Origin of the sequence: Janthinobacterium sp. 78, from assembly GCF_003096775.1 — a bacterium.
Lineage (GTDB): Bacteria > Pseudomonadota > Gammaproteobacteria > Burkholderiales > Burkholderiaceae_D > Janthinobacterium > Janthinobacterium tructae.
The window spans coordinates 5,877,454-5,895,079 of the sequence record NZ_QENT01000001.1 but is presented as its reverse complement, the minus strand read 5'-3'; the positions used below and the strand labels follow the sequence as shown (position 1 = coordinate 5,895,079).

The following is a 17,626-nucleotide window of genomic DNA, read 5'->3' as shown; positions in this document are numbered from 1 at the left end:
GTCTTGTGACAGGGTTTTCAACTTCGGGCAGCGGTTTGCTATTATTGTTGTCCCTGCGCTATCTGGACTGCAGGGATCTTACCGAAACTCACTGAAAGAAACCATCATGACGCGTAGCTCCGTTTTGTTTGCCCTGATCTGCTCCGTCGCCGCGTCGCTGGCGCAGGCACAGGCGCCAGCGCCTGTTCCCGCCTCCGCCGTCTCGCTGAGCCCCGGCCCTGTCGCCGATAAACTGATCGTGATCGACAACAAGGTCGGCACCGGCAAGGAAGCGTCCGCCGGCAACAACGTCACCGTGCACTACACGGGCTGGCTGTACCGTCCCCTGGCGAAAGATTCGCGCGGCAAGAAGTTCGACAGCTCCGTGGGCCGTGGCCCGTTTGACTTCCCGCTCGGCAAGGGCATGGTCATCAAGGGCTGGGACCAGGGCGTGGCCGGCATGAAAGTGGGCGGCAAGCGTACCCTGATCATTCCAGGCGAACTGGCCTACGGCCCGCGCGGCGCCGGCAATGGCGACATTCCGCCGAACTCGGCACTGATCTTCGACGTGGAATTGCTGGACGTGAAGTAATTGTTCAGTTTCGGCAGCGCACCACGTGCGCTGCCGTGAAAAAGCGGTAGACTGGATTCTTCTGTAATTGCTGTGGAGACTCCCATGAACATCGCCAACGACGTCACTGAACTGATCGGCAACACTCCCTTGGTGCGCATCAACCGCATCGCCGCCGGCAGTGTGGCTACCATCCTGGCCAAACTCGAATTCTACAATCCCGCGCACAGCGTCAAGGACCGCATCGGCCTGTCCATGATCGTCGCGGCCGAAGCCGCTGGCAAGATCCATGCCGATACCGTCATCGTCGAGCCTACCAGTGGCAACACGGGCATCGCGCTGGCCATGGTCTGCGCCGCGCGCGGCTACCGTTGCACCCTCGTCATGCCCGACACCATGAGCCGCGAACGGCGCATCCTGCTGCGCGCTTACGGCGCCGAGCTGGTGCTCACGCCGGGCAGCGAAGGCATGCTGGGGGCCATCCGCAAGGCCGAGGAAATGGTGGCGGCCGCGCCGCACTACCTGATGCTGCAGCAATTTAACAATCCTGCCAATCCCGCCATCCACCGCGCCACGACGGCCGAGGAAATCTGGCGCGATACGGATGGACAAGTCGACATCGTCATCGCCGGCGTGGGCACGGGCGGCACGATTACCGGCATCGGCGAAGTGTTGAAGGAACGCAAGCCCGGTCTGCAAGTGATTGCCGTGGAACCGGAAGCGTCGCCGATGCTGTCGAAAGGCACCAAGGGCCCGCACCCGATCCAGGGCATCGGCGCCGGTTTCGTACCGCAGATTTTGAACACGGCCATCTACGATGAAATCATCTGCGTGAAGAACGACGACGCCTTCGCCACGGCGCGCCTGGCCGCCAGCGACGAAGGTTTATTGGTCGGCATCTCGTCGGGCGCCGCCCTGTGGGCCGCCCTGCAAGTGGCGCGCCGCCCGGAAAATGCAGGCAAGACCATCGTCACCATCATCCCGTCGTTTGGCGAACGCTACCTGAGCACGGCGCTGTATGCGGGCTTGGGCGACTGAGAACCTATCCGTCCGCCGGGGCTGCGCAGGTGGCCCCGCTTGAACTTGTCATAGCGAAATAGGCGCCAGGCAGGCAGGGCAGGCGCAGTACAATATCGGACGGGCCGCAATGGTTCGGCCCGAATTGTGTCTTTGAATGGAAATATGTTCCTGGTAAAACCTGAACGCCGCCGCCTGCTGCAGGTGGGCGCAACCGTGGCTGTCATCGCGCTGGGCCTGGCCTCGCGCGCTTATCCCCAATATCTTCCCGCCGCGCTCGGCAAGTATCCGGGCGACGCCCTGTGGGCCATGATGATCGTCTTTGCGCTGGGCATCATCGCCACGCGCATGCGCACGTGGCAGCTGGCATTGTGGTCTTTGCTGATCTGCTTTGCCGTGGAATTCGGCCAGCTGGTCCAGGCGCCCTGGCTCGTCGAGTTGCGTGCGCATCCGCTGGGGCACCTGGTGCTCGGCTCCACCTTCGGCTGGGCCGACTTGATCGCCTACACGGCCGGTGTGGCGATCGCGGCGCTGGTGGATAAAGCGGCGCTGTTCAAGCGCCGCTAAGCTTTGATATGTGGGGCCAGGCCTGACAGGACTAGCCCCATAAGTATCATTTGACGTTACCCTCCGCATCGCGCAATTCCACGGGCGCCAGCTTCAGCTTCGACAATTGCGGGGCGATCTTCGCCTTGTCGCCCACGCCGATGACGATCAGCTTTTCCGGCTGCAGGTATTTCTTTGCCACCTGTTGCACCTGCTTGTCCGTCACGCCCGCAAAGCGCTGCGGCAAGGTCGCGTAGTAGTCGAGGCCCAGGCCGTAGATATACACGTTGGCCATGCTGGCGCTGATGCTGGCATTCGTCTCGAACTGGCCCGGCAGCGACAGCACCTGCGAATTGCGCGCATTCGACAATTCCTTGGCCGTTAACGGCTTGGCGATCATGGCGCGGATTTCCTTGAAGGTTTCCGACACGGCCGGACCCGTCACATCGGTGCGCACGCCGGCGGCTATCGAGAATGGGCCTGGCTGGCTGCGGTACTGGAATTGCGAGCGCACGCCATACGTGTAGCCCTTTTCTTCGCGCAGATTATTGCTCAGCCGACTCGTAAACAAGCCGCCCAGCGCCGCATTCATTACTTGCAGCGGCGCATAATCGGGCGTCGTGCGGGCCACGGCGATGGTCGACAGGCGCACGGCCGTCTGCGGCGCGCCCGGCTTGTCGACCAGGATCAGCCTGGCTTTCGTCGTGGCCGGCGCCGCCGTCACGGAAGGCGCCACGGCGCCCGCCTTCCAGCTGCCGAACTTGGCTTCGGCCAGGCTCTTCAATTCCGCGGCGCCGATATCGCCCGAAACGATCAGGGCCGCATTGTTGGGCACGTAATGCTGCTGCCAGAACGCCTGCAGGTCGGCGCGGCTGGTGGCTTTCAGGGCCGCTTCCGTGCCCAGCTGGATAGTGCCGTACGGATGTTGCGGGCCATACAGGGCGGCCGCTTCCACGCGGGCCGCCACGGCCCCCGCGTTTTCGCGCTGCTGCGCCAGTTCGCCGATGCGGCTGGCGCGCTGGCGTTCCACCTCGGCCGAGGGGAATTGCGGGTGCTGCACCACGTCGGCCAGCACGTCGAGCGCTTGCGGGAAGGTGGTTTTCAGCGACGTCAGCTGGGCGAACGAGGCATCCGCACCGGAACCCGTGCCCAGGAAGGCACCCAGTTGCGCCACGTCGTCGGCGATCTGCGGCGCGCTGCGCGTGGCCGTGCCTTCCTGCAGCAGTTGCGCCGTAAAGCCAGACAAGCCCGGCTGCGCCAGCGGATTCGCGCCCGAACCGCTTTTTACCACCAGTTGGCTGGAAATCAGCGGCACGGCCGGGTTGAAATTGTGGATCACGGTCAAGCCATTGCTCAGCGTGAAGGACGTCGCTTGCGGCAGCACAATCTTCGGCGCGGGACCGGCGGCCGGCACCTTGTTACGCCACGGCTCGTCCGCATTGATGGCCGTGCCCGGCGCCGCCTTGACCTTGCCCGGTGCCGGCGTCGCCACTTCCGGACCCAGGTCCGGCGTGCCCGGCACGCCATACACGACCACGCGCGCCTGGTTTTTCAGGTAAGTGTCGACGGCGCGCTGCACGCCGGCCGCCGTCACCTGGCGGTAGCGTTCGATATCCTTAGCCAGGTAGCCGGGGTCGCCCAGGTACTGGTTGTACTGGTTCATCAGGTTGGCGTTGCCGCCCACTTTTTCCACCTGGCTCAGCATGCTCGTCTCGATGCTGTTGCGGGCCCGCTCGAGTTCTTTCTCGCTGGGTCCCTTGGCGCGCAATTGCTCCAGCTCCGCCTGCATGGCTTGCTCGATTTCCTCGGGCTGGTGGCCAGGGCGGGCCGTCACGTCCACGCTGAACACCGAGGTGAGGGCGTTCGAGCTCTGGTTCGCGCCCACGTCCTGCGCGATCTGCTTGTCGTACACCAGCGATTTATACAGGCGGCTGGACTTGCCGCCGGCCAGGATGTGCGCGGCCATCGACAGTTCCGCATCATCCTTGGCGTAGGCGGACGGCGTCAGCCAGGCCATGAAGACGCGCGGCAACTCGACCCGGTCCTGCACCACGATGCGGCGTTCCTGCGTGATGGGTGGCGTCACGACATCGGGTTTCGGCACGGCGGGGCCGCTCTTGAAGCTGCCGAAGTATTTGTTGACCAGTTGCTTGGTTTTCGCCTTGTCGATGTCGCCGGCGATCACCAGGCTGGCGTTGTTGGGACCATAGTATTTGGTAAAGAATTCCTTGATATCGGCCAGCTTCGCGTTCTGGATGTCCGCATGCGAACCGATGACGCTGGCGTAATACGGGTGGGTCTTCGGGAACAGCTGGTGGTACAGGGCTTCCTGCACGATGCCATACGGTGCGTTTTCCACGCTCTGGCGGCGTTCGTTGCGCACCACGTCTTGCTGGTTCGTCAGCGCCGTCTGGTCGAGTACGTCCAGCAGATAGCCCATGCGGTCGGAATGGGCCCACAAGGCCAGTTCCAGCTGGTTCGACGGCACCGTGTCGAAATAATTGGTGCGGTCGAAATCCGTGCTGCCGTTCGAATCGGTGGCGCCCGCGCCTTCCAGCAACTGGTCGGCCATGCCGCGCGGCACGTGCTTGGTGGCGGCAAACATCATGTGTTCGAACAAGTGCGCAAAGCCCGTCAGGCCCGGCGCTTCATTGGCCGGCCCCACGTGATACCAGACGTTGACGGCCGTGACGGGCAATTTATGGTCTTCCACGAGGATCACGTCGAGGCCATTCGGCAGCGTGTATTTTTCGTACGCAACATTTGGCACGCTCGTGGCTGCCGTCGCGACGGCCGCAGCGGCGGCATGGGCGAGGCTCAGGGGGGCGCCGTACAGCGACAGCAACAGGGCGGGTATGGCCAGCAATTTGATCGGTTTCATGCATGCTTCCAGGCTAGGGTGGGGGGAAGACGCTGCGCTTCGCTCGTGGCTGGCGCAGCGCGACAGTGCTACGCTCGGTGCTACAGTTTATACAGCAGGGCCGCGCCGCCCAGCACCAGCAGCGCGCAGGCGACGGAGACGATGGCGGCCGCGCCCAGCAAACGCCATTCGCGCGGCGTAAAGCCGGCGGCTGGCGCCGCCGCATTATCGGCAGGGCTGGCCAGGCTGGCCAAGGACGCGGGCGGCAGCTCAGGCAAGCCGCCCGCCGCGCGCGCTTGCGCCGCCAGCGCCTGCGTGGCGGCGTCCAGCAGAGCCAGCTGGCGCTCGACGGTTTCCGCCAGCACCGCTTCGTTCAGCGCCACCAGGGCGAATATCGGGTCATCGACGTCGATCTTGATGCCCGTCTTGTCGAACACATGGCTGCGCAGTTTGTGCTGGTCCATCTACCACTGCACCTTGTCGAGCTGTTCGAAGATGTCGCGGTAGACGACCTTGATGCGCTGTTTTTCCATGATGTTGAACTTGTCGTTCTGCATCACTTCCTGCATCGTCAGGCGTGCCGTATTCATTTTCTTGACATCCGCGCCGAAGGTGTCGGGATTGCGCTGGCTCAAGGTGATGCTGCCCTTGACGCGCGCGCGGTTGTCGGCATACGACTGCGATTCGATAAACTGCTTGCCGGACGCCGATTGCAGCAGGCCGAAGTGTTCGTTTTGCCACAGCACCAGCGGCACTTTCGTCGCTTGCGCCGTGGCGACAAAACCCGTGGCCGTATCGTGCAAGGTGTCGCCGCCGCCGACGATGGTGTGGATGTACACCTTGCGGCCCGATTCTTCCAGCAGCGAGAAACAATCGTTTTCCAGCAGATAGCCCATCAGCGGCGAAAAGGTATTCGCGCCATTGTCGATCACGCAGTTGCCGTCTGTGTCGAGGATGTCGATCATCAGCGCGTCAAAGCGTTTCGGGTCGATGTTGCGCGCATCCGTCATCACGGGCACGTGCTTGACCTGCATCGCCTTGTAGCGCGAGAACGTGGCGTTTTCCTGATCGGTGTCATAGCAGCGCAAGGGCGTGTCGTCCTTGCCGCCTATCCATTGGGCCAGCAGGGTCGATACCAGGGTCTTGCCGATGCCGCCCTTGCCCTGCAGGATGAAATGTACCGTGTTTTGCATTGCGACTACTCCAAGTTGTTGCGTCAGTGACAATCAAAGATTCGTGACAGCGGCGCGGGCGCCAGGCCAGGCCACGACTGGCATTTTTACCACAATCGTTTGCGAATATGCCATGCGGAACAGCGAATCTGGTTATGATGTTAATCAGGATACCATTGATATAGAGCAAGTTTTGTGTGAAAAATCCACCCCCAGAGTGTGAACGAGGACGCAGTGCCGATCTCCAGTCTCGATAAAGCCGACATTGACCGTTTGAATCAGCAAGCCCTGTCTTGCCTGGTCGGCAACCGCCGCCAGGCGCGCCGGCTGGCGCAGATGGCGCTGGCGGCGGCGCAACGACAACAGTATGCGCGCGGCGGCGCGTATGCGGAACTGAATCATTGCTGGCTGGCGTATTACGCGGGCGAGGCTGAACCGTCGTGCGAGCGCCTGCGCGCGTATTTCCAGCACAGCGGCGACCTGGAAGGGGGCATGGAAGTGGCCGCCCTGCAGGGCGCGTATGCGAGCCGGCGCGGCGACTTTGCCGATGCCGAGCAGCATTTCCTGCAAGCGCGCAGCCAGGCCGCGCAGATACCTGACTCGCTGCACAAGTTCATGCTGTATGCGCGCCTGGGCGTCGATGCCCTGAACCGTGGCGATACGCAGGACGGCCCGCGCAATTTTTTGCTGGCGCTCGACATTGCCGAACGCTTCGGCAGCCCCGCGCACCGGGTCAACAGCCTGTCGAACCTGGCGTCGTCGCAGCATGACCTGGGCAACGATGAAGATGCGATTCCCCTGCTGGTCGAGGCGCTCGGGATCATCGGCACGCAAAAGCTCAAATACCAGCAAACCATCGTCTCGGCCAACCTGGCCATGTGTTTATTGGCGACGGGCAAGCCGGCCGAGGCGCTGGCGCTGGTGGAGCCGTTTTACGAGTGGCCGGAAGAAGACCTGGCCGTGCGCGCCTTTTTATTCTGCGTTGCCGCGCACGCCGCCATCTTGCTGCAGCAGCCTGCCAGCGCGCTGCAACTGCTGCTGCGCGCCGAAGAATATGCGCGCCGCGGCCAGGACCTGGAAGAGCAGATGCATGCGTGGCTGGTGCGCGGCAAGCTGGACCTGCACGCGGGCCAGACGGCGCAGGCGCTGGCCTCGCTGACGCAGGCGCACAGCCTGCTGAGCTGGACGCGCAACCCGTTTCACCAGCAGCAGATTTTGCGGGGCTTGGCCGAGATCAATGCCCAGCTGGGCGAATGGCAAATCGCCTATGGTTTCCTGCAGCAATACCAGGCCGCCTACGAGGCCAGCAGCAAGTCGGCGCGCGCCTCGCGCAGCCTGATGCGCAACCTGGAAAAGGAAATGCACAGCCTGAAAGCCGAGCGCGACAAGGCGCTGGAGCTGCAGGCGGCGCGCGAGACGGAAAACGTCAAGCTCGAGCACCTGAACCGCGAACTGGCGCACCAGATCCTGCACGTCAATGCGCTGCAGGACAGCCTGAAGGAACAGGCCATGCGCGACCACTTGACGGGCTTGTACAACCGCCGCCATTTTGAAACTTGCCTCAATGCCATTTTGCACGAGGCCGATGCGGATGCGCCGGTGGCCATCGCCATCATCGACCTGGATTTTTTCAAGCGCGTCAACGATACGTATGGCCACAACTTTGGCGATGCAGTGCTGATCCAGTTCGCGCGCCTGGTGGAGAGCCAGCTGCGCGGCAGCGACATGGTGTGCCGCTATGGCGGCGAGGAATTCTGCCTGCTGTTGCGCGAAGCCGACAGCGTCATCGCCGCGCACAAGATCGACGATATCGCCGCGCGCTACCGCCAGTTGCTGATCCGGCAGGCGCCACACAGCTTGACGGGCTGCACCTTTTCGGCTGGCATCGCCGAGTATCCGCGCCACGGCGCCGGCCGCCACGACTTGCTGCTGCGCGCCGACAGCGCCCTGTATGCGGCCAAGCAGGCGGGCCGCGACCGCGCCTGCATCGCCGACGCTACTGGATAAAGCGCAAGAGCCCCTGCAGCGCATGGAGGACGGCCTGCTCGCGCACGGCTTGCCGGTCGCCGGCGAATACCCGGCGCTCTGTCTGCACGCGACCGTCTATGGCCCAGCCGAAGCAGACGGTGCCGACGGGCTTGCCGGGCACGCCGCCCGTGGGGCCGGCGATGCCCGTGGTCGAGACGGCCACCTGGGCCTCGCTGTGCGCCAGCGTTCCCTGCGCCATGGCGGCGGCCACTTCCTCGCTGACGGCGCCGTGTGCGGCGATCAGCTCGGCGGGCACGCCCAGCATGCTGCTTTTGGCCCCGTTGGAATAGGTGACGAAGCCCCGTTCGAACCAGGCGCTCGACCCGCTGATGTCGGTGACGGCCTGGGCCACGCCGCCGCCCGTGCACGATTCGGCCGTGGCCAGCAGCAGGCCCTTCGCCTGCAAGGCCAGGCCGACGGCGGTGGAGAGGGGGGCGAGTGCGTTGCTCATGGAGGACTCCTGCATGCGTTGGTAAGGGTGGCGAGACTGTAGCATGCTCAACGGTAAAAGAAACTTTCCCCGGTACCAGCGAAAATGCGTACACTCTTTTATACATTTGCTACCACTTTGGGCCGGCAGGCGCTGTGTCGCTGCGCCACCCTGGTGTGCATCGCCCGAACCGGCAAGCGGCATGGTGCCGCGCCTTCGTATGCATTCTCTTTACTCGGTAGTCATGGTAATTCTGAACTGGTCCTGGTGGCGTCATCCTGGCCCCCTGCGCCGCCCCGTGCGCGGCGCCGGCCGCCGCTCCCTGCGCTTGGGCTGGCTATTGCTGCTCCTGGGCGTGCTGTGCGCCGATGCGCGATCGCAGGTGCCGGGGGACCTGGAACGCCAGGTCAAGGCCGGGTATCTGTACAAGTTTGCCGGTTATGTCGAGTGGCCAGACGGCAGTTTTGTCCGGCCCGACTCTCCGCTGGTGATCGGCGTGGCGGGCGCCGATGCGCTGGCCGAGCAGCTCGAACAGAGCGTGGCCGGGCACAACGTCAACGGCCGCGCCGTGCAGGTGAAAAAAGTGCGCCGCGGCGAAGCGCTGGCCGGGCTGCACGTGCTGTACCTGGGCGCGCTGGAAAAAACGGCGCTGCAGGAGATGCTGGCCGCCAGCCGTGGCCTGGCGTTGTTGACGGTGTCCGATTCGGATGAGGTCTACGCGATGGGCAGCATGATCAATTTTGTGATGGCCGACGACAAGGTGCGCTTCGACGTGGCCTTAAAACCCGTGGCGCAGGCGCATATCCGCATCAGCGCGCGCATGCTGCTGGCCGCCTATCGCGTGCAGACGGGGGGCGCCTGACCATGCTGCGACTGCGTTCCATCCGCCACAAGCTGATGTCGGTGGTCTTGCTGACCACCCTGGTGGCGCTCGTCATCTCGCTGGGCACCATCGTCGTCTACGACTTGCGCGCCTATCACCGCAACCTGGTGGCCGATATCAGTACCCAGGCCGAGCTGCTCGGGCACATGAGTTCGGCCGCGCTGGCCTTCGACGACGAACGCCTGGCGCAGGAAAACCTCAACCTGATGCGCATCCGCCCGCGCGTGACGGCCGGTGCCCTGTACAAGGCCGACGGCAGCCTGTTTGCCAGCTATCGCGCGAACGAGCGCGTGGGCGCGCTGCCGGCGAAGGTGGGCAAGGAAGGCGAAAGTATCGCCGGCAGCTCGGTGGAATTGTTCAAGCCCATCGTCGACAATGGCGAGCTGCTGGGCACCGTGTATCTGCGCGCCGATTATGAGCTGTCCGGCCGCACGGCCGATTACCTGGCCATCGCGCTGGGCGTGACGGTGCTGGCGCTGCTGGTGGCCTTGCTGCTGCTGCGCCGCCTCGATTTCGTCATCACGCAGCCCATCCTCGATATCGCCGATGTGGCGCGCGAAGTGATCGAGACGGGCGACTACTCGCGCCGCGCGCGCAAGCTCAGCGACGACGAAGTGGCGCAGCTGGTCGATTCCTTCAACAAGATGCTGGCCGAGATCGAGCTGCGCACGCACGCGCTGGAACGCTCGAACGGCGAACTGGCGCGCGAGGGCGAGCAGCGCACCGAGGCGCAGCAGGAAGTCATGCGCCTGAACCAGGAACTGGAAGTGCGCGTGCACGAGCGCACGATGCAGCTGGAAATGACGAATGGCGAACTGGCCATGGCGATGGAAGAGGCGCGCAGCGCCAACTATGCCAAGTCGGCCTTCCTGTCGTCGATGAGCCATGAATTGCGCACGCCGCTGAACGCCATCCTGGGCTTCGCGCAAATTCTCAGTTCCGACCGCCTGCCGTCGACCCTGGAGCAAAAGAAGGAATTCGCCGGCCATATCCTCAAATCGGGGCGCCATTTGTTGACCTTGATCAATGAAATCCTCGACCTGGCCAAGGTGGAGTCGGGCACGGTCAGCCTGTCGCTGGAACCGGTGGGCCTGGACGCCATCTTGCAGGAATGCCGCGACATGATCGCGCCGCTGGCCAGCCAGCGCGGCATCGGCATGGCCTTCCCCGATGCCTGCCCCCTCAACGTGCTGGCCGATCGCACGCGCCTCAAGCAAATTCTGTTGAACCTGCTGTCGAATGCGCTCAAGTACAACCGCGAGCAGGGGCAGGTGGCCATCGAGTGCGTGCCGCACGCGTGCGGACGCGTGCGCATCAGCGTGCGCGACACGGGCGTGGGTCTCGATGCCGAACAGCTGGCGCTGCTGTTCCAGCCCTTCAACCGGCTGGGGCAGGAGGGCGGCACGGAAGAAGGCAGCGGCATTGGCCTGGTGGTCACCAAGCGCCTGGTGGAATTGATGGATGGCAACATCGGCGTCTCCAGCGCGCCCGGCGAGGGCAGCATTTTCTGGATCGAGCTGCGCGTGGTCGACGCCGTGGCCCTTCCCGCCGCTCCGGCGTTGCCGCGGCCGGACCTGGCCGGCGCGCTGCTCGAGCACAGCGCCCCCGTGACCTTGCTATATGTGGAAGACAATCCCGCCAACCTGACCCTGGTCGAGGAAATCGTGCGCTACTGCCCGCAATTGCAGCTGCTGACGGCCATGGATGGCCGCCTGGGTGTGGAGATGGCGCGCACGCATTTGCCGCAGCTGATCTTGATGGATATCAACCTGCCGCATGTGAACGGCACGGACGCGCTGAAACTGCTGCGCGCCGATCCGCGTACGGCGCACATTCCCGTCATCGCCCTGACGGCCAACGCCATGCCGGGCGACGTCGAGCGCAGCATGGCGCTGGGCTTTTATCGCTATCTGACCAAGCCGATCAACCTCGATGAATTTACCGAGGCGATCAACAGCACCCTGGCCTATGTGGCGCAGCAGCGCCGGCAAAAGGGAGCAGGCGCGCCATGATCAGCCAGGCCGATATCTATGCGGCGAAAATTCTCATCGTCGACGACCAGGACGTCAATCTGCGCCTGCTCGAGCACCTGCTGGGCAGCGGCGGCTACTCGGCCATCAGCAGCACCCTCGACGCGCGCGCCGTGGCCGGCCTGCACCAGCGCCACCAGTTTGACCTGATCATTCTCGACCTGGTGATGCCCGGCATGAGCGGCTACGACGTGATGGATGCCTTGCGCCCGCTGGAGCTGGAAGGCTACCTGCCCGTGCTGGTGATCGCCGCCGACCCGGACGCCAAGCTGGCAGCGCTGGAAGCGGGCGCGCGCGACTTCATCAGCAAGCCCTTCGACGCGCTCGAAGTGCTCACGCGCATCCGCAACATGCTCGAAGTGCGGTTGCTGCACCGCGCCGCGCGCCACTACAACACCTTGCTCGAACGCACGGTGGGCCAGCGCACGGCCGAATTGCAGCGCTTTCGCGGCGCCATGGACGCCACCACCGACGCCATCTTCCTCGTTGACGTGCTGGGCATGACCCTGGTCGACGTCAACGATGGCGCGTGCCGCCTGCTCGGCTATGCGCGCGCCGAACTGCTGGCGCTGGCGCCCGGTACCCTGCTGCCGCCACCGCCGGCCCCGCCCCTGGCCGCGCTGCCGGGCGGCGCGGCCCACCTGGCCACGGAAGTGACGGAATGCGAACTGCTGCGGCGCGACCTGAGCCCGGTGCCCGTGGAACTGGGCTGGCACTGGTATGCGCAGGCGCCCGTGGCCGGCGGCCATGCCACGGGTGGCCTGCTGCTGATCGCCGTGGCGCGCGACATCAGCGAGCGGCGCCAGGCGCAGGAGCGCCTGAAGCACCTGGCCCATTACGATGGCTTGACGGGGCTGCCGAACCGCAGCCTGTTCTACCAGACGCTGGCCCAGGCCGTCGAACTGGCGCAAGAGAAAAGCTGGCGCATCGTGGTGCTGTTCATCGCGCTGGACCGCTTCAAAAGCATCAACGACACCCTGGGTGCGGCGCTGGGCGACGAGCTGCTGCGCCAGTTCAGCAACCGCCTGGTCGAATGCGTGCGCCTGCGCGACACGGTGGGGCGCCTGGGCAACGATGAATTCGCGCTCATATTGACCATGAGCCGCAACCAGCAGGAAGCCGTGGCGGTAGCGAACCAGGTGCGCGAAGCCTTGCGCGCGCCGTTCGACTTGCGCGGCCACGCGGCCACCCTGACGGCCAGCATCGGCATCGCCATGTATCCGGACGACGCCACCGACCCGGAAACGCTGATCAAATACGCGAATACGGCCATGGGCGGCGCCAAGCAGGCGGGCCGCGACGGCTACCGCTTTTTCACGGCCGGCATGAACGTGCAGGTGCTGGCGCGCCTGGACCTGGAACTGGCGCTGCGCCATGCGCTCGAACACGATCAGTTCATCCTCTACTACCAGCCCAAGGTGGATTTGCGCACGGGCCGCATCAGCGGCGTGGAAGCGCTGCTGCGCTGGCGCCGTCCCGGCTACGGCCTGGTGGCACCGGCCGAATTCGTGCCGGTGCTGGAAGACACGGGCCTGATCGTGCGCGTGGGCGCCTGGGTGATCCAGGCCGCCTGCCGCCAGATCGCCGAGTGGCGCGACAGCGAAGTGGGGCCCGTGCACGTGGCCGTGAATGTGTCGAGCCGCCAGTTTGCCGAAGGCGACCTGGAAGGCGAAGTGACGCGCGCGCTGGCGCAGTACGGCGTGGCGGCGGAACTGCTGGAGCTGGAGCTGACGGAAACGGCGCTGATGTCGAACGCCGAGCGCACCATCGTCGTGCTGGGTAAATTGAAAAAAATCGGCGTCAAGGTGGCCATCGACGATTTCGGCACCGGTTACTCGAGCCTCGCGTATTTGCAGCGTTTCCCCATCGACAAGCTGAAAATCGACATCGCCTTCGTGCGCAACATCACCAGCAACCCGAACGACGCGGCCATCGCGCTGGCCATCGTCAGCATGGCGCACAGCCTGAAACTGAGCGTGGTGGCCGAGGGCGTGGAGTCGCGCCCGCAGCTCGAATACCTGCGGCGCAACCGCTGCGACGAGATCCAGGGCTTTTATTTCAGCCGCGCCCTGCCGGCGCTGGAACTGGGGCAGATGATCGCCGCCGGCGCCGGCCTGCCGCCCGGCCACGATCCCGCCGCCCAGCCGGCGCAAACCCTGCTCATCGTCGACGACGACGTCAACGTGCTGTCCTCGCTGCACCGTTTGTTCCGCCCCGAGGGCTATCAGATTCTCACGGCCAGCACGCCGGCCGAAGGGTTTGAAATGCTGGCCCTGCACAGGGTCCACGTGATCGTCTGCGACCAGCGCATGCCCAGCATGAGCGGCACGGAATTCTTGAGCAAAGTCAAAGAGCTGTACCCGGAAACCATCCGCATCATCCTGTCCGGCTACACGGGCCTCGAAGCGGTGCTCGACTCGATCAACCGCGGCGCCATCTACCGTTTCTATACGAAGCCGTGGGATGACACCCAGCTGCGCGACAACATCCGCCTGGCCTTCCAGCACTACTGGATGGTGAACCAGCCGGGGCTGGCGCGGGCGGCGGCGCGGTAGCGCTTGTTTATTCGCTGAAGTGGTCGAAAGAACTCACCGCCAGATCGAGCGGCAAGCCTGCCGCATCGACCAGCCGCAAGCCTGATTGGGCCTCGATGCGTCCGACCCGCGTGACGGGTGTGCCGCAGCTGGCCGCCAGCGCGGCGATGGCCGCGCGCGAGGAAGCGCTCGCCGTGAAGCACAGCTCATAATCGTCGCCGCCGGCGGCCGTGTAGCGGCGGCGCAGGCTGGTTTCCTGCCGCGCCAGCACGGGGCCGGCCGGCAGGGCGTCGACGTTCAGGGTGGCGCCCACTTGCGACGCTTTCAAGATGTGCCCGAGGTCCCCCACCAGGCCGTCCGAAATGTCGATGGCCGCATGCGCGAGGCCCGCTTCGGCCAGCGCGCAACCGAGCGCCACGCGTGGTGTGGGCGTGTGCATGCGCACGCCAGCCATCAGCAGGTCGGCTGGCGCCAGTTCCTGTTCCACGCGGTAGCCGGCCAGCGCCAGGCGCGCGTCGCCCAGCGTGCCGCTGACCCAGATGTCGTCGCCCGCCACGGCCGCGCTGCGGCGCAGGGCCTGGCCCGGTGCCAGTTCGCCGAATACGGTGATGCAGATATTTAAGGGCCCCTTGGTGGTGTCGCCGCCGATGAGTTCGCAATTAAACGCGTCGGCCAGCGCAAACAAGCCTTCGGCAAAGCCGGCCAGCCAGGCGCGCTCGGCTTGCGGCAGCGCCAGGGCGAGGGTAAATGCTACGGGACGCGCGCCCATGGCGGCAAGGTCGGACAGGTTCACGGCCAGGCTTTTATGACCGAGCATGCGGGCGTCGGCGCCGGCAAAGAAATGCCGGTCCTCGACCAGCATGTCCGACGAGATGGCGATCTGCTTGCCGGCGCCGGGCGTAATCAGCGCGCAATCGTCGCCGATGCCCAGGGTGGCGCGGCCGGGGCGCTGGCGCACGAAGTATTGTTTGATCAGGTCGAATTCGGAAAGCGCGTCGTGTGGGGCCATGGCGTAGTCTGTGCGTTGAGTGATGGTGTGGCCCGGCTATTATAGGCTGGCCTACAATACGGGTCTTTTCCACTGCCGAGCAACCTGCCATGCCCATTCTCGATATTCACGACCTGCTGCAATCCTGGCTCGACCATGGCTGGTTGCGCGACCCGCAAGCCGTCGGCCTGGCCTCCTTCGAGGCACAGGAACTGGTGGCGTGGGGCTTCGACGCCATCAGCGATGGCGGCCAGCTGTGCCTGTACGAGGACGAGCGCCTGTTCCGCAGGGGCAAGCGGCAGGTGCAGGCGTCGTTCAAGGCGTATCTGCAGCGCGGCCAGCTGGGCGCGAATGGCCTGGACCTCGGTTATCAGGTGCACCTGGCCGGTTTCCTGCGCGCGGCGCGGCAGCCCTTGCCGGCGTTTCGCGTGCTGCTGGAACAGGGTGGCCGCAGCGGCGCCCTGCTGTTCGACAGTGGCCTGGTGCTGCAGTTTGCCGCCAACTTGCGCGGCAAGCCCCGTCATTACTATCTGACCCTGGTCGAGGGCCACGTGGCCGACGCCCAGCTTGCGGACCGCGACAGCGATATCGACTTGCACGCGGCCAGCGTGGGCCATGTCCAGGCCCTGTACGACAGCCGCGACCCTGCCGAACTGCAGCGCCTGGCCCGGCGCGGCAATGCGGCGCTGCGCGAGCTGGCGCAGCTGCTCGCCTAGCCTTTCTTCGCCTGCGCCATGCCGTGCAGCAGCTTGGCCAGCAACTGGTCGAGCTGGCGCTGCTCGTCCGCGCTCAGGGGCGAGAGCATGGCGCGCTCGTTTTCCACGTGCAGCAGCACCAGCTTGTCAATCAGTGCCAATCCCTTCGGCGTCAGGGCCACCAGCACGCCGCGCCGGTCCGTCGGGTGCTTCTGGCGTTCGATCAGGCCGGCCGCTTCCAGCCGGTCGATGCGGTTGGTCATGCCGCCCGAGGACAGCATGGCCGCCTCGTACAAGGCCGTCGGCGTCAGGCTGTAGGGCGCCCCCGAGCGGCGCAAGGTCGCCAGCACGTCGAATTCGCCCGGTTGCAAGCCATGTTCGGCAAACAGCGGGTTGAGCCAGTCGCGCGCCATCAGCTGCGCCACCGTGCCCAGCTGGCCCACCAGTTGCATGGCATGCGTATCCATCTGCGGTAATTCGCGCTGCCATTGTGCTGCGGCAAATTGCGCGCGCGTGTGTTCTTGCGGGGTAGTTGTCATGGGGTGTCCATTTATCTCGACCTCAAGATAGATTTCTATCTTTATGTTAAGATACTTTTCATCGAGTCATAATTGATGACGCATTAAACCATGTGCCTCCCAGCGAGGCAAGGACTATCCCATGCCATCCGCACGACCTGCCGCTTCCCCTTCTTCTTCCGCTTCCTCGGCCCTGCTGGTGGCCGCCATCATCCTGCTGGGCTTGAACTTGCGGCCCATCCTGGCCGCCATCGGCCCCTTGCTCGACAGCATCCAGGCCAGCACGGGCATCAGCAATGCCGACGCGGGCTTGCTGACCACCGTGCCCGTGTTCGCCATGGGCGTGTGCGCGCTGGCGGGTGTGCAGCTGCAGCGCCGCCTGGGCGTGGCGCGTGGCATCGGTATCGGCATCGCCATCATCGCTGCCGCCTGCGCGCTGCGCTGGCCCTTGCATGACAGCGGCGGCCTGATCGCCACGGCGGCCTTGGGCGGCCTGGGCATCGCACTGGTGCAAGCCTTGCTGCCAGCCTTCATCAAGCGCCATTTCCCCGCGCGGGCGGGCCAGTTGATGGGCTTTTATACGACCGGCATCATGGGTGGTGCGGCCATTGCCGCCGCGTCCGCTTCACCGCTGGCGCAAAGCTGGGGCTGGAACGCGCTGCTGGCCTTGTGGGCGCTGCCCGCCGTGGCCGCCGCGCTGCTGTGGCGCCGCGCTGCCGCTACGCGCGTGGACGTGGCCAGCGGCGCGGGCGCCAGCTTGCCCGTGGGCAGTGGCCGCGCCTGGCTGCTGATGGTGTTTTTCGGCATCGGCACGGGCGCCTACACGCTGGTGCTGGCCTGGCTGCCGCCGTTTTACACGGAACTGGGCTGGAGCGCGGCCGACAGCGGCTTGCTGCTCGGTGCCCTGACCCTGGTGGAAGTGCTGGCGGGACTGGTCATTTCCAGCATCATCCACCGCTTTCCCGACCGCCGCATCCTGCTGCTGTCCGTCTTGTTGTCCGTGCTGGGCGGCCTGGCTTGCCTGATCGTGGCGCCGGCGCAACTGGCGCTGCCCGCCGTGATTCTGCTGGGCTGCGGCATCGGTTCCCTGTTCCCCCTGTCGCTGATCGTCAGCATGGACCACGTGACGGACCCGGCCGGCGCCGGCGCCCTGCTGGGCTTTGTGCAGGGCGGCGGCTACATCATCGCCAGCAGCATGCCCTTCATTGCCGGCCTGATCCGCCAGCATTCGTCCAGCCTGGCCCAGGCGTGGATGGTGATGGCGGGCGGCGTGGTGTTGCTGCTGCTGATCGCCGTGCGCTTCGCGCCCGGTGCGCGGCTGGCGTCGCCGGCAGGAAAAATCGCGTAGGCTATCGGTTTTCCCTGCGAGAAAGAT

At 65.1% G+C, this 17,626-nt stretch carries 15 protein-coding genes; 9 read left to right on the top strand and 6 right to left on the bottom strand.

What is annotated here, in order from left to right:
* Nucleotides 1-106 precede the first annotated feature (106 nt).
* The 3 genes from C8C92_RS25895 (at nt 107) to C8C92_RS25885 (ending at nt 2,134) form a co-directional block, all read left to right on the top strand.
* Nucleotides 107-571: an FKBP-type peptidyl-prolyl cis-trans isomerase gene (locus C8C92_RS25895; RefSeq protein WP_096237983.1), complete on the top strand. Its 465-nt coding sequence runs from the start codon at nt 107-109 to the stop codon at nt 569-571.
* An 84-nt stretch (nt 572-655) separates the two neighbouring features.
* Nucleotides 656-1,588: a cysteine synthase A gene (gene cysK, locus C8C92_RS25890; RefSeq protein ID WP_099762010.1), complete on the top strand. Its 933-nt coding sequence runs from the start codon at nt 656-658 to the stop codon at nt 1,586-1,588.
* Between the two features lie 144 nt (nt 1,589-1,732).
* On the top strand, nt 1,733-2,134 hold the full coding sequence (locus tag C8C92_RS25885) for a DUF2809 domain-containing protein (protein WP_099762011.1): 402 nt from the start codon (nt 1,733-1,735) through the stop codon (nt 2,132-2,134).
* A 46-nt stretch (nt 2,135-2,180) separates the two neighbouring features.
* Here C8C92_RS25885 and C8C92_RS25880 read toward each other — a convergent pair whose 3' ends face one another.
* The 3 genes from C8C92_RS25880 to C8C92_RS25870 all read right to left on the bottom strand — a co-directional run bounded on the left by C8C92_RS25880 (nt 2,181) and on the right by C8C92_RS25870 (nt 6,166).
* A complete protein-coding gene (locus C8C92_RS25880) occupies nt 2,181-4,994 on the bottom strand; it encodes a pitrilysin family protein (RefSeq protein ID WP_116745668.1) in 2,814 nt (937 codons plus the stop codon).
* 80 nt (nt 4,995-5,074) lie between these two features.
* Nucleotides 5,075-5,437: a hypothetical protein gene (locus tag C8C92_RS25875; protein WP_180287855.1), complete on the bottom strand. Its 363-nt coding sequence runs from the start codon at nt 5,435-5,437 to the stop codon at nt 5,075-5,077.
* Nucleotides 5,438-6,166 carry a hypothetical protein gene (locus tag C8C92_RS25870; RefSeq protein ID WP_071075359.1) on the bottom strand — a complete coding sequence of 243 codons (729 nt, stop codon included), beginning with the start codon at nt 6,164-6,166 and terminating at the stop codon, nt 5,438-5,440.
* 213 nt (nt 6,167-6,379) lie between these two features.
* Here C8C92_RS25870 and C8C92_RS25865 point away from each other — a divergent pair, with 213 nt between their 5' ends.
* Nucleotides 6,380-8,152, top strand: a complete 1,773-nt coding sequence (locus C8C92_RS25865; protein WP_243420360.1) for a GGDEF domain-containing protein — start codon at nt 6,380-6,382, stop codon at nt 8,150-8,152.
* Here C8C92_RS25865 and C8C92_RS25860 read toward each other — a convergent pair.
* Nucleotides 8,142-8,624, bottom strand: a complete 483-nt coding sequence (locus C8C92_RS25860; RefSeq protein ID WP_116745667.1) for a CinA family protein — start codon at nt 8,622-8,624, stop codon at nt 8,142-8,144. The genes C8C92_RS25865 and C8C92_RS25860 overlap by 11 nt on opposite strands.
* Before the next feature lie 223 nt (nt 8,625-8,847).
* Here C8C92_RS25860 and C8C92_RS25855 point away from each other — a divergent pair, with 223 nt between their 5' ends.
* From C8C92_RS25855 to C8C92_RS25845, 3 genes are read left to right on the top strand one after another with little or no spacing between them, the layout of a single operon-like run.
* On the top strand, nt 8,848-9,465 hold the full coding sequence (locus C8C92_RS25855; protein ID WP_165829552.1) for a YfiR family protein: 618 nt from the start codon (nt 8,848-8,850) through the stop codon (nt 9,463-9,465).
* Between the two features lie 2 nt (nt 9,466-9,467).
* Nucleotides 9,468-11,498, top strand: a complete 2,031-nt coding sequence (locus C8C92_RS25850) for an ATP-binding protein (protein ID WP_116745665.1) — start codon at nt 9,468-9,470, stop codon at nt 11,496-11,498.
* Entirely contained in the window at nt 11,495-14,071 is a 2,577-nt protein-coding gene (locus C8C92_RS25845; RefSeq protein ID WP_116745664.1) for an EAL domain-containing protein, read from the top strand. Before C8C92_RS25850 ends, C8C92_RS25845 begins: the two co-directional genes overlap by 4 nt.
* Before the next feature lie 7 nt (nt 14,072-14,078).
* Here the strand turns inward: C8C92_RS25845 and thiL are convergent, their stop codons facing one another.
* Complete coding sequence (gene thiL, locus C8C92_RS25840) at nt 14,079-15,059, bottom strand: thiamine-phosphate kinase (RefSeq protein WP_116745663.1); 981 nt, start codon at nt 15,057-15,059, stop codon at nt 14,079-14,081.
* A gap of 89 nt (nt 15,060-15,148) precedes the next feature.
* On the opposite strand from thiL, the gene C8C92_RS25835 reads away from it, so the two are divergent.
* On the top strand, nt 15,149-15,754 hold the full coding sequence (locus tag C8C92_RS25835; protein ID WP_071075366.1) for a hypothetical protein: 606 nt from the start codon (nt 15,149-15,151) through the stop codon (nt 15,752-15,754).
* On the opposite strand, the gene C8C92_RS25830 is transcribed toward C8C92_RS25835, so the two are convergent.
* Nucleotides 15,751-16,272 (bottom strand): MarR family transcriptional regulator, encoded by a 522-nt coding sequence (locus C8C92_RS25830; protein WP_116745662.1) that lies wholly within the window; start codon nt 16,270-16,272, stop codon nt 15,751-15,753. The two genes, C8C92_RS25835 and C8C92_RS25830, sit on opposite strands and share 4 nt — an antisense overlap.
* Before the next feature lie 121 nt (nt 16,273-16,393).
* On the opposite strand from C8C92_RS25830, the gene C8C92_RS25825 reads away from it, so the two are divergent.
* Nucleotides 16,394-17,599: an MFS transporter gene (locus C8C92_RS25825; protein ID WP_116745661.1), complete on the top strand. Its 1,206-nt coding sequence runs from the start codon at nt 16,394-16,396 to the stop codon at nt 17,597-17,599.
* Nucleotides 17,600-17,626: the final 27 nt, after the last annotated feature.